Below are 12,503 nucleotides of genomic sequence, written 5' to 3'. Positions count from 1 at the left end.
GTGGCGTTGCCGGGCCATAACGAGATCCGGTTGCGCCAATCACCTCTTGGGCGCTTCGCGACATGACGGTATTTGTCCGCATCGGGCGGTCCGTCGACGCCTTTACCTGTAAAACGAAGTTCACCTGCCCGCTATAAATAAGATAAGCGCCAAGGGCCGTCAGAATGCCACCAGATGCCGCGCGAAACCGGATGTCAGGATCCGACGCATGACCAAGCTGCACATTGTGATACGGCCCCCAAACCGGGTCGATGTCTGCGCATTCATCTGCCTCGGGACCGATAACCCGCATGCCCGGGCATGTGCGGGCTATGACTTCCCATTCGTCCGCTTCGACTACATTTAGCTCGATCGGACGTTCCCGGCCTTCCGGTGTTGTCACAAAATCTATTTTGGATGACCCGGCAATGGCCTGGCACAAACCGCAGCCCACGCAGAGACCATTCTCGACAATTTCGGCAAGTGTTATTGGAGCAGCAGGCGTCTTTGCAGGCATTTAATTTCCAGTCTTTTTCTACCTGCGGCGGATTGCGCCGCCGCAGTTGTTGATCAGGTTGTCAGCGATCTCATTCCGAGAAATTGTCGATCCACTTGGTTTCCATCTCAGCAGAGAGACCGGTTGCTGTTGCCGACCGCACCCAGGTGTTCAGGAATTCCAGCAGGTGCGTATCTCCCGGGCGAACTGCATAAGAGAAGCCTTGCGCGTCGATACCGCGCCCTTCCTCGACAATCTTCAGCGGTGCGGCAGAGTTCTTGGCCATGTAGAGTTTGATGTTCAGCTCAGAGGCCACCGAGGCATCTGCACGGCCCGAGGCCACCTCCAGGAACACGGTTCCGAGACCCTCGGCCACCATCGGGCGCGCTTCGGCATCTGGGAAGGCCTCCTTGGCCACCAGTTCGTCGGCGGTGCCCGCCAGAAACACGATCGAGCGGTCGGAACTGTTGAGATCATCCCAAGTGTTCAAACCGGCATTAGCATTGCCGATTACGGCTTGACGGGTCGTGTAGTAAGGGTCCGAGAACATGACCTTTACAGCCCGTTCCGGCGTTGCGAACATGTCGACGAAAGCGACATCCCAACGGGCACCTTCAAGCCCAGGGATCAGTGTGGCCCAGGTCGCGTCGATAATCTCCAGCTCGACGCCCATAGCCTCGGCAACTTTTCCGGCCATATCCACGTTATACCCGCGCCATTCGCCCGAGGCGGCGTCTTTCCACTGAAACGGCAGCGAATCCGCCATGCCAACGCGTAAAACGCCTTCGGATTGGATGCGCTCCATCGTTGTTTCCGCACTGGCGACACCGGTGAAGGCGAGCAACGCGACTGCCGCCGATTTGAGGGTTTTCATTAGGGTCATTTGGTTTCCTCCCTGATTTTCGATTTGGAGTTCCAGTTAAAAGCCAAAGCCAATCCGGCTCAGGCCGCATTCCTTTTCTCAAGACGCCGGGCCAGCAGCGTGACCGGAAAGATCATGCAGAAATAGGCGATGGCGACAGAGGTGAAGAATTCGTTGTATTTGAAGGTCTGACCACCCAGAACGTTCGCCTGATAGGCCAGTTCGCCAACCGAGATTGCGGCGAGAAGGCTGGTCATTTTTAACAGTTCGGTGATGAAGTTCACGATCGTCGGCAGCACCAGCTTGATAGCCTGCGGCAAGATCACCTTGTACCACCGGGCGAAGAAACCCAGACCCAACGCCTTGGCCGCCTCGTTCTGTCCTTTTGGCAGAGCAACGATCCCGGCGCGAAAGATCTCTCCCATGAACGCGCCCACGACCAGCGAGATTGCCAACGTGCCTGCGTTGAACGCGGACATCCGGATGCCGAGTACCAACGGCAGCGCCAGATACGCCCAGAAGATCAGAGCCATCTCCGGTATCGTGCGGAACACATGCGTGTAGGCCCGGGTCGGAATACGATAGAACCATTTCCGTTGCAGGTTTCCGGCGCAGACAAAGCCGCCGATGATCGAGCCGAAGAACAGCGACAGGACCATGATCAAAGCGGTGTTCCAGGCACCCCAGAGCAGCAGGTGGATATTGTCCCAGAGAATGCCCCAATCGAAGGTCATGACTTTTTCCCCGCAGGTCCGTACTTGCTCTCAAGGGCGTCGGCGCCAAAGGCCAGGACACTGCCCATCACCAGATAGATCAGCGCGGCGGCGGTGATCATCTCAACTGGCTTGAAGGTCGAATTGGAGATACGGATCGCCACCCGCATCAGGTCGTCCACCGCGAGGATCGAGAGGATCGCCGTGGCCTTGAAGATGTTAATGACCATATTCGCCAACGGCGGAATCATGACCCGCAGCGCCTGCGGCAGCACCACCTTGCCCCAGACAGGTACCCAATGCAGGCCAAGCGCCCGCGCGGCTTCCCATTGGCCCGAAGGAACCGAGTTGATCCCCGCGCGGGCAATCTCGCAGAAATAAGCGGTGACGTTGAGGGTCAGCGCGATCAGGCCGGATGTGAGGGGCGTCGTGTTTATCCCCGTGATCAGCGGCAGAACAAAGTGGATCCAGATCAACTGCACCAGCAATGGTGTGTTACGGAAGAATTCAACGTAGCTGAGCGCGGCGTATTTCGCAGTCCAGTGCCCTGACCGGATGACGATGGCCAGAACAATGCCTAGCATCAGGCCCACGATCGACGAGAACGTGGCCAGATAGATCGTCATTCCGGCACCTTTCAGCAACTGCCAGCGGTATTCCCACGGCACGCCGAAATCCAGCGAAGACAGATAGTTGAAATCGATCATATGCTCCCCCCTTCCGCACAGCCTCGAAAACGTTGAAAGGCGGGCAGTTCAACGAGTTTGTCGGTTTGCCCGATCAGGCAGGCGCCCTCGAATACACAGGCCTGATTAACCGTCACGACCGGCCGGCCCGCGGCCGCTTCAAGCTCTGGGATGAGTTCCAGAGTGTTTGCCGCTGTGTCGGGAATGATGACGACATCACCGCCGAGATCGTGATCGGCGGCAAAGGCCCGGCATTCATCTGCCAGGCTCAAGCCTGCCGAGGCGGTCGCCCCGGGCGAATGAAGCATCCGCATCGACGACACTTTCAGTCCGGCGTCTTCAAGACATTTCGCAAAGATTCGGGAGACATCCGACGGGTACGGGCTGAGAATGTCCACATTGCAAAATCCCAGCCGCCGGGTTGCCGAAATCAGCGCCAGGGTGCCGCTTGTCACCGGGAGATCGATCCGTTCACGCAGTTGCTCACGTTGCCTCAGAGCCCAATCGTAACCCCCAATGAAGCTCCCTGAGGTACACGCCCAGACCACTGCCTGCGCGCCGGCCTCTTTCAGCGATGTGCATGCATCGGCAATGCTGTCGACATTGCCGACCGAATGCAACGCATCGACCGAATGGCCTTCAGGCCCAAAGGAGTAACTCACATTAAATGCCAGGTCGGAATTCCCGGCAATGGAATTGAGTCGGTCGCTTTCGGCCATCTCGAACAAGTCGATCGGGTCGCCCGTGTCGGGCCAAACAATTCCGACCCGCGCCTGTCTCTGCATGATGCGTCCTCCCAGATCTTTCATGCTCAGCCGTCCATCGCTGTCCGGGGTGGCATCGCGACTGAACGGGGGAAAAGGTATTCCCGCATCGCGGATGCTCCCCCCACAGTGCCCAGACCGGAGTGCTTAATGCCGCCGAAAGGCGTGTCGATAAAGGCCGTCACCATTTGATTGGCGCCGACGCTGCCGACCTCAATCTGGCGGGCCACGGCGAGTGCTTCGGCGTCGTCGGGGCCAAAGACGTAACCGGACAGACCGATATCGCAATCGTTGACGGCCGCGATCACCTGATCCAGGTCGTCATAGGCGCGGATCAAGGCGACGGGGCCAAAAATTTCCTCACGGAACCCAAGCGCGTCCTCGGGCACATCGGCCAGCACCGTGGGCGTCCAGTAAAAGCCGCCTTTCTGCGGCTCTTGCTGACCGGTGACGAACCGCGCACCGCGCGTCAGGGCGTCGGCTACGACCTCGGCCATCCAACCGGCGCGGCGTTCGTTGGCCATAGGCCCCACATCGGTCCCCTCAACCATGCCGTCGCCAACCGTCAGGCTTTCGGCATAATCCTTCACCGCAACTGCAAATTCGTCATATTGCGCCCGATTGACGTAGATCCGGTTGGGCGAGGTGCAGACCTGCCCCGCGTTCCAGAACCGCTTGCCGGCATAGGCTCGGGCCACGGCCTGAACGTCCGATCCGGGCAGCACGATGGCCGGTGCCAGCCCACCCAGTTCCAACGTGGCGCGTTTCAGCGCCGCACCCGCCCGCGCCGCCAGATCCTTGCCGACCGAGACCGAGCCGGTATAGGACACATGCGCGATGCCGGGATTGTCGACCAATTGGTTCGACAGCTGCGACGACCGTCCCATCAGCAGGTTAATCAGCCCCTTGGGCAAAGCCAACTCGTCAATCGCGCGGAAGAAGGCTGCGACACAGCCCGGCGCGTCGCGGTTTGCCAGCACCACCGATGGGCATCCAGCCGCCAGCGACGGGGCCATGTGGCTTACCACGGCTTCAACCGGAAAGTTCCAGGTATTGATGATCAGCACCGGTCCCTTGGCGGTCTCGAAGATGTGTCGATTGACACTACCTGGCACCACAGTTTCAAAGGGAAAGGTTTCGCAGGCATCGGCGAAGTACCGGAAGATTGCGGCACAACCATCAAGCTCTTCGCGAGCCTCAGGCAGGGGTTTCCCCTGCTCCAGCGTGAGAGAACAAGCAATCGTTTCGCGATGTTCGATCAACTTGTCGGCCATTCTCCGCAGAATTGAGGCGCGGTCCGGAGGGGAGAGGGAGGACCACGCCGGGTAGACGCGTTTGGCCGCATCCACCGCGGCATCCGCATCCGCGGATGTCGCACAAGTCAGCCGGGCGCATTCCGCTCCGGTCGCGGGGTTCAGGACCGGCAATGTCTCACGCCCGTCCCCCGTAAGGAATTCCCCGCCGAAATAAATGGGATGCGCCTCGCCCATGGTTCAACCCTCGTAGTCGCTAAGGGTGAAGAAAAGCGTATCGCCCACTTCACACAGCGCCGGAGTGCGCTTGCAGAACACCACGCCACCTTTTTTGAAGTGCAGCTCAACCGGGTCTTTCCAGGGCGCTTTGAGATTCCAGATGTAACCTGCAAGCTGGCCGTCCTCGACGACGTCGCCAAGATCGACGACCGGCTCGAACATCCCGTCCTCATAGGCAAAAATATAATTGTCGCCCGACTGCATTCCCTTGAGCGCCACTTTGTGCTCGGGTTCGGGCAGGTCCATGTCGGCGGGAAGGATACCCATCTCTCGCAGACAGCGCTTCATGCCGTTGAAACCAAATTCGCGGATCCACGGGCGGATTTTTCCCGCCCCGCCCAGTTCGGTGGACAGGTACATGATCTCTTTGCGCGCAGTGGCCGAGGAAAAAGTGGTTTCCGTCACCCGATCACCAACGATGCCCAGAGGTGCACCGAAGAGTTCCAGGAACTTCATCTGCAGCGCGTCTTTCTTCTCGTCCCCGATCAGTCGGATTTTGACCGAGGGATGATGATCGATCGACTTACCCGCTGAATGCAGATCAAAAACCGCATCGACCTTGGGCAAAAGGCGGTTGACCACCCACCAGCAGATCATCTGGGTCGGACTGCCATTCTGCACGCCGGGGAACATCCGGTTCAGGTTCGCCTCACCGCTTTCATCCAGCGGCGAAGTGCGGCGACCTGCATAAAAGGCAGGCGCGTTCAAGGCTGGCAGAAAGATGATCTGACCCTTCACATCCTCGACCTTCAAATCGCGAAACAGGCCGTTGGTGATGGACACACCTTCGTATTCATCACCATGGTTGGCGCCGACAACGACGGCCACCGGGCCCTCGCCGTTCTTTATCGACATGATCGGTACCGGCTGCCAGCCATAGGCCGAGCGATCCGAACTGAATTGGATGCGGATATAGCCGGTCTGCTTGCCTTCAGCATCCAGGTCAATCTCGCAGACCGGTTCGTTGCTGACGATGGGAGTTGCCATGTCCGGACCTCATGCGTTTTGTTTGTACTGGCGATAGGCGGCGCCCAGATTGGCGATGCCTTCGCGGATTTTCTCTTCGGAGACGAAACTGTAGGCCATGCGCAGGAAATTGGTCGGCGCATCCTCGGCAAAGCATAGACGGCCCGTCGAAACCTCGACCCCGTGTTCGATGCCGATCTCGGCTACGCGCTCTGCATCGACGCCCTCGGGCAGTTCCGCCCACAGGAAATAGCCGCCATTGGGGGTGCGGATCTTCGCGTCCGGCAGATGTTCGGCGTAGGCTTCGATCATGGCGTCGCGGTGAACGCGCATCTCTTTCGTCACTTCGTCGATGTGATGCTGCATCTTGTTCGAGCGCATCAGGTCCACGACGATGCGCTGCGCCATCGGGTTACAGCCGCCATCGGCTTTTTGCAGCCCCATGCGGCGGATGATGCTGGCCTCACCGATGGCCCAGCCCAGTCGCAGGCCCGGAGCCAGGATCTTCGAAACAGTGCCCAGCGAGATCACCACATCGGCATCGTCCAGCGCCTTGAGCGGCGGGATTGCCTCGCCTTCGAAGCGGATGCGGCGATAAGGATCGTCCTCGAGGATGATGAAATTGTATTTCTTCGCCAGTTCGATCAACGCTTTACGGCGGGCCAGCGACATCGTGATGCCGGTCGGGTTGTGGAAATCGGGAATGTCGAACAAGAGCTTCGGCATCCGTTCACCATTGGCCTGAAGTCGCTTTAGTTTTTCCTCCAATTCATCGGTGATCATGCCTTCGTCGTCCTGATTGACGGTCAGGAAGTTCACGCTGTGTGTGCGCATGATCTGCAGCGCGGTCATATAGGATGGGTTGGCGACAATCATCCGGTCGCCCGGCTCCAGATACACGCGACAGGCCAAATCCAATGCGTTCTTGGCGCCATAAGTGACCAGCACATTGTCTACGCCGACCTCAACCCCGTCTTCTTTTACGAAATCGACGATGGCAGTACGTAGATCCGGCAACCCCATCAATGGGCCGTATTGCATCGACTCGGTTACATAATCGCCAGCCGCCAAGGATGCTTCACGCACCACGTCGGGCAGACAGGGCGGATAGGCCAAGCCGCTCGACAGAACCGTTACACCCGGCGGGTGATCATAGATGGATTTGCCGATGATTTCCGAGCGCCGCGCAAAGCGCTGCCCGAGATCAAGTGTGCCCATGGTGTTGCCGGACATTGTGCTGCCTTTCCCGTTGGCCGATTTGGCCTTGTCAAAAATCGTATATGATTTATGATTTATGAAATTCCACGAGTCAAGCCGACGGAGAAAATAAATGGCACCGACATTCCCCGATTTCCCTCAGGACGAATATGAAGCGCGCTGGAACAAGGCGCGCGAACATATGGCGAAGCACAATCTGGATGCGCTGTGGATCACCGAGCGATTGAACTACGAATACTTCTCCGGCCACCGTTCGGCTCAGAACCCGATCGATAAGATTCGGTCCTACATGTTCATCCTGCCCAAGGACGACGATCCGATTCTCATTACGATGCCCTTCGAAGTGGCGCAGGTGGTGACCTGCACCTGGATCCAGCAGGACCGGATTGAAGTGATGGGCGGCCTGACCGGGCACGTCGAGTTTGTCGCGAACGTTTTGAAAAAGCGCGGTTTTGAAAATGCCCGCATCGGCACCGAAATGGGGCGCGAACAGTATCTCGGAATGAACTACAAGGGCTTCAACGAAGTGATTGCTTCGCTGCCAAACGCTGAGTTTGTAGATGCTGCGCAGGTCATATTGGATACTCGCCTGATCAAGTCCGCGCGCGAGATCGAGTACCTGCGTCAGTCGGCGCGCCTGAACGCGCAAACACAGCTGGACATCCTGCCGCAGATTGAGGCAGGCATGACCGAAAACGAGGTCGCCCGCATCTTGCGCACGGAACTCTTCAACAAGGGTGCCGAAACGCTGACCCTTTTGTCCGTAATATCAGGTGTCGCCCCCGAAGGCGCATCGGGCATGATTCTGTCACCTACCGACAAGGTGATCCAGAAAGGTGAGGCCCTTGGCTTTGACGTCGGCGTGACTATCAAAGGCTACACTTCGGATCTGGCGCGTACATTCTGCATCGGCCAGCCGTCGGACGAGATGGCGGAATTCTACGACTGGATGATGCAGTTGCGCCGCAAGGCTGACGCCTGCCTGGCTCCTGGCAAGACCCCGGCCGAGCTGATCGAGATGGTCGAAGCGGAACTGGCTGCGCGCGGCATCCAGACGTCGGGTGTTGGCCGCGTTGGTCATGGCGTAGGTTTCGAGACTACTGAATACCCGTCGCTGGCTGCGTTCGAGGACATCGTGTTCGAGCCCGGCATGGTCTTTGCCTGCAACCCGAACTTCTCGAATGAATTCGGGTTCATTAACGCCGAGGATAACTGGGTTATCACCGAGACCGGAGCCGACCTGCTGTCCGATCCGATGGCAGATTTGCAAATGCGGGCCATATAAGTTCTCCCCAAACTGGCCCGGTTTCGGCCGGGCGCCCTTTTTTCGAGGTCACCATGAGCACAGTTCAATATGAACGACCCAGCAAAGGTTATGAGTTGGATCACGAGCAGGGACGCTGCCGGATCGGGCTGTTGGCACTAACCAACGATTATGTGGTCGAGCGCGACATGATGTCGATGCGCCCCAATGACGATCAGGTGCATCTGTTCGTGGCGCGAGTGCCGTTCGAAGGCGAATGCGAGCCCGCCGCGCTGGCCGCTATGGCCGGGCGGCTGACTGAAGCAACAAACTCGATCCTGCCCGGCGGGCGATTGGATTCGGTTATCTACAGTTGTACGGCTGGAACCGCGACTATCGGTGCCGAAAACGTGGCCAAATCCATCCACGCCTCGCGTCCGGAAGTCGCCGTGATCACACCGGTTACCGCCGCCCACGCGGCATTTTCAGCGCTCGGGTTAAAGAAGATCGCTGTGTTGACGCCCTATACGGATGAGGTAACTGCCAAAACAGTTGCCGCACTTGAGACCTGCGGGATTCAGGTGGTGAAAGTCACCTGCCTGGGAATCGAAGTGTCCGACGACATTAGCGCGGTCGTTCCCGACTCAATCCTGAACGCCGCGCTCGACGCCGACGATCAAGCTGCAGACGGGATGTTCATTTCCTGCACCGATTTCCGCGCGGCGCAGAGGATTGAAGAGATCGAAACGCGGATCGGAAAGCCTGTCGTCACCGCCAATCAGGCGACGTTCTGGCAAGCGGTGCGGCAAAGCGGATACGACAACCCCGTTCCAGGGTACGGAAAACTGCTGCGGACATGATACTTCGCAGCATATGCCATAGCAGTCCAGAAGAGGAGGAATAGACGTTTATCGGTCGATAACCTAAAGTCAGAGAGAACAGGTAATACCCCTTGCAAGAGATGAATAAGCCAGAATTAGACATCGGCGACGTGCCTCGCCTCATATATCGCCAGATCAAGGACCGAATCCTGTCCGGTGAATTGGCGGCAGGGGCACAGGTCAAGATCCAAGAAATCGCCGACGAAACCGGCGCTAGCGCCGTGCCTGTGCGCGAAGCAATCCGTATGTTGGCCTCAGAGGGGTTGATGGAGTTGCGGCCACGCCGAAGTCCGATTGTCGCACCGCTGGAGTTGAGCGAAATTGCCGAGATCGCCAATATCCGTATAGCGCTGGAGCCGTTTTTGTTGCGCCTTGCAATCCCAAAGCATACCCGGGATTCGCTGAAACGATGCCACGAGCTGATCATACAGGACAAGGCGAGCGACTCCTTTAATGAAAAGGTCGAACTCAACCGACAGTTTCACCTTGCACTGTTGGAACCAGCTGGCCAACCGCGCGCACTGCGGATTATCTCAGACCAGTATCAGAGTGTTGCGCGCTTTGCTCAGATGCTGGTGATGCGTGGCGTCAGCGAGATGCGTGGCCACATCCATCACGAACACCTGGATATCCTGACCGAAGTGGAAAGCGGCGATCCCGAGCGCGCCGTGCAGATGCTGAACGAGCATATTCAATCTGCAGCGCAGCGTATCGAGCAGGAACTGCGCCGACTGTCTGACCAAAAAGCCTGATCTGATCCCATCACCTTTCTGAAGAAAGTATGACTGCCCGGACCCTTTTCGGCCCGGTGACAACTGATGTGCATAGAATAGGAATGAGCATGTCTGAATATGACTACGTCGTTATCGGGTCCGGCAGCGCCGGGGCCATTATCGCCGCGCGGCTGGCGGAGAATCCGGCCTATTCTATTCTGCTGTTGGAGGCCGGTCCGAGGGATACCAACCCGCTGTTCCATATTCCGGCGGCCATGCGCTATGCCTACAACGCGCCCCGCTACAACTGGAATTTCGAAACCGAACCAGAGCCATATATGAATCAACGCGTTCTGGTTCAACCAAGGGGACGGGTTCTGGGCGGCTCGTCATCGATCAATGGGCAGCTATACCTGAGGGGACACCCATTGGATTTCGAAGGCTGGGCCGAGGCGGGCGCGCGAGGCTGGTCCTACGCTGAAGTGCTGCCCTATTTCCAACGTCTCGAAACCCGTGTGGACGGGAGCAACTCTGAATATCAGGGTCACCATGGAGCCATTCGCGCATCGACCATGCCATTGAGTTCACTGGAACAGGCCTTTCTGGATGCAGGCCGTGAAGCCGGATATTTGCTGACAGACGATGTGAATGGCGCGCAGCAGGACGGATTTGGCCTTTTCCCAAAAAATGTCGCTGACGGCCGCCGCTCTTCGACAGCACAATGCTACCTGCGCAAGCCGCCGAGCAACCTGCATATCCTGACCGGTTGCCATGCCCGCCGGATCGTAACCGAAGGCCGCAAAGCTACTGGCGTCGAATATGAACACCGCGGTCGGATCGTTACCGCCACCTCTCGAGCCGAGGTTGTCTTAAGTGGCGGCGCCTTCAACAGCCCAATGCTTCTCATGCAATCGGGCATCGGCCCTGCGTCTCACTTGCGCGAGATGGGAATTGACGTTGTGCATAACCTGCCCGGCGTGGGCGAAAACCTGATGGACCACCCCTTGACCTCGATCCAGGCCACCTGCACTCAACCGGTAACACTGTACAAGGATCTGAATCTATTCAGCCAGGCAAAAGGTGTGATGGAATGGCTGCTGTTCCGACAGGGGCTGCTAGCCAACAACCATTTCGATGTGGTGTCATTCATTCGATCGAAGCAGGGGGTCAAGTTCCCCAACCTGCAGATCGCGCTGTTTGACATCGCGGTAGCCGAGGGTTCAGCCGATTTCGTCAAAGAGCACGCCTTTCAGTTGCAGATTTCCAACCAGCGTCCGCTCAGCCGGGGTTATGTCCGCCTAACCTCTGCCGATCCCGATGCAAAGCCACGAATTCGGTTCAACATGCTAGAGGACCCGCGGGATGTAGAAGAATTAGTCGCGGGTTTTCATTTAGGTCGCGAATTGCTGACGCAGCCAGCGCTGGCAACCTTTGTCGGACGAGAACTTTCGCCCGGCCAGGGCGTTCAGTCTGATGACCAGATCGCGGATTGGTTGCGCGCCACGTGCCACAGTTCCTACCATCCCTGCGGTACTTGCAAGATGGGCGTGGATGAAATGGCCGTGGTGGATCCGGAATGCCGTGTGCACGGGATCGGAAACTTGCGGGTTGCGGATGCCTCGATCATGCCAATTATTCCATCCGCCAACCTGAACTGCCCAACCATGATGATCGGTGAGAAAGCCGCTGACATGATAGCTGGCAAAGATCCTCTGCCGCCCAGCAATCTTCCCTATTTTGTCGACCCAAAATGGGAAACTCAGCAGCGCTAACGTCAACTGCTGTGCAGCAATAAGGAGTACCGGATTGACCGACTTCAAGAAAATCCTGATCGCGAACCGCGGTGAGATTGCCATCCGGGTAATGCGCGCGGCAAACGAGATGGGCAAGAAAACCGTTGCCGTCTTTGCCGAAGAGGACAAGCTTGGCCTGCATCGCTTCAAGGCGGATGAGGCCTATCGCATCGGCGAGGGGCTGGGCCCGGTGGCCGCCTATCTGTCGATCGACGAGATCATTCGCGTCGCCAAGGAATGTGGCGCGGACGCGATCCATCCCGGCTATGGCCTGCTCAGCGAAAACCCCGATTTCGTGGATGCCTGCGCCGGCAACGGCATCACCTTCATCGGCCCCAAGGCGGCAACCATGCGCGCCCTGGGGGACAAGGCCAGTGCGCGGAAGGTGGCGATTGCCGCCGGGGTTCCGGTGATTCCGGCCACGGAAGTTCTGGGCGATGACATGGACGCGATCCGGGCCGAGGCCAAAGAGATCGGCTATCCACTGATGCTGAAAGCGTCCTGGGGCGGCGGCGGGCGCGGCATGCGTCCGATCCTGTCCGAGGACGAGTTGGAAGAAAAGGTGCTGGAAGGCCGCCGCGAGGCCGAGGCCGCGTTTGGCAATGGCGAGGGCTATCTGGAAAAGATGATCACCCGCGCCCGCCATGTCGAGGTGCA

General features: G+C 58.3%; 12 protein-coding genes and 1 pseudogene. 5 read left to right on the top strand and 8 right to left on the bottom strand.

Annotated elements, in window-relative coordinates:
- Positions 1 to 4: 4 nt before the first annotated feature.
- The 8 genes and pseudogenes from ACR0AO_RS23225 to ACR0AO_RS23190 form a co-directional block, all read right to left on the bottom strand.
- Positions 5 to 292 (bottom strand): annotated as a pseudogene (locus ACR0AO_RS23225) (coenzyme F420 hydrogenase/dehydrogenase beta subunit N-terminal domain-containing protein); the annotation flags it as partial.
- A 274-nt stretch (positions 293 to 566) separates the two neighbouring features.
- Positions 567 to 1,358, bottom strand: coding sequence for a substrate-binding periplasmic protein (locus ACR0AO_RS23220; protein ID WP_480608936.1), 792 nt, complete (start codon positions 1,356 to 1,358; stop codon positions 567 to 569).
- Positions 1,359 to 1,417: 59 nt separating this feature from the next.
- Positions 1,418 to 2,071: an amino acid ABC transporter permease gene (locus ACR0AO_RS23215; protein WP_480608935.1), complete on the bottom strand. Its 654-nt coding sequence runs from the start codon at positions 2,069 to 2,071 to the stop codon at positions 1,418 to 1,420.
- The gene (locus ACR0AO_RS23210; protein WP_480608933.1) at positions 2,068 to 2,757 is read right to left on the bottom strand and encodes an amino acid ABC transporter permease; all 690 of its coding nucleotides are present in this window, start codon (positions 2,755 to 2,757) and stop codon (positions 2,068 to 2,070) included. Before ACR0AO_RS23210 ends, ACR0AO_RS23215 begins: the two co-directional genes overlap by 4 nt.
- Entirely contained in the window at positions 2,754 to 3,545 is a 792-nt protein-coding gene (locus ACR0AO_RS23205; RefSeq protein ID WP_480608930.1) for an aspartate racemase/maleate isomerase family protein, read from the bottom strand. The genes ACR0AO_RS23210 and ACR0AO_RS23205 overlap by 4 nt, the downstream gene beginning before the upstream one ends.
- A 2-nt stretch (positions 3,546 to 3,547) precedes the next feature.
- Positions 3,548 to 4,990, bottom strand: coding sequence for an aldehyde dehydrogenase family protein (locus tag ACR0AO_RS23200; protein ID WP_480608928.1), 1,443 nt, complete (start codon positions 4,988 to 4,990; stop codon positions 3,548 to 3,550).
- Positions 4,991 to 4,993: 3 nt separating this feature from the next.
- Complete coding sequence (locus ACR0AO_RS23195) at positions 4,994 to 6,019, bottom strand: succinylglutamate desuccinylase/aspartoacylase family protein (RefSeq protein WP_480608926.1); 1,026 nt, start codon at positions 6,017 to 6,019, stop codon at positions 4,994 to 4,996.
- A gap of 9 nt (positions 6,020 to 6,028) precedes the next feature.
- Complete coding sequence (locus tag ACR0AO_RS23190) at positions 6,029 to 7,231, bottom strand: aminotransferase-like domain-containing protein (protein WP_480608923.1); 1,203 nt, start codon at positions 7,229 to 7,231, stop codon at positions 6,029 to 6,031.
- A gap of 97 nt (positions 7,232 to 7,328) precedes the next feature.
- On the opposite strand from ACR0AO_RS23190, the gene ACR0AO_RS23185 reads away from it, so the two are divergent.
- From ACR0AO_RS23185 to ACR0AO_RS23165, 5 genes are all read left to right on the top strand, one after another.
- On the top strand, positions 7,329 to 8,501 hold the full coding sequence (locus tag ACR0AO_RS23185; RefSeq protein WP_480608921.1) for a M24 family metallopeptidase: 1,173 nt from the start codon (positions 7,329 to 7,331) through the stop codon (positions 8,499 to 8,501).
- A gap of 53 nt (positions 8,502 to 8,554) precedes the next feature.
- Positions 8,555 to 9,319: a maleate cis-trans isomerase family protein gene (locus tag ACR0AO_RS23180; RefSeq protein WP_480608919.1), complete on the top strand. Its 765-nt coding sequence runs from the start codon at positions 8,555 to 8,557 to the stop codon at positions 9,317 to 9,319.
- A 131-nt stretch (positions 9,320 to 9,450) separates the two neighbouring features.
- Positions 9,451 to 10,092 (top strand): GntR family transcriptional regulator, encoded by a 642-nt coding sequence (locus tag ACR0AO_RS23175; RefSeq protein ID WP_480608917.1) that lies wholly within the window; start codon positions 9,451 to 9,453, stop codon positions 10,090 to 10,092.
- A gap of 89 nt (positions 10,093 to 10,181) precedes the next feature.
- Positions 10,182 to 11,825 carry a choline dehydrogenase gene (locus tag ACR0AO_RS23170; protein ID WP_480608915.1) on the top strand — a complete coding sequence of 548 codons (1,644 nt, stop codon included), beginning with the start codon at positions 10,182 to 10,184 and terminating at the stop codon, positions 11,823 to 11,825.
- A 34-nt stretch (positions 11,826 to 11,859) separates the two neighbouring features.
- Positions 11,860 to 12,503, top strand: a 644-nt coding sequence (locus ACR0AO_RS23165; protein WP_480608913.1) for a biotin carboxylase N-terminal domain-containing protein, incomplete at its 3' end; no start/stop codon positions are given.

This window comes from Ruegeria sp. AF8, assembly GCF_056541825.1.
This window is presented reverse-complemented; position numbering and strand designations above follow the sequence as displayed.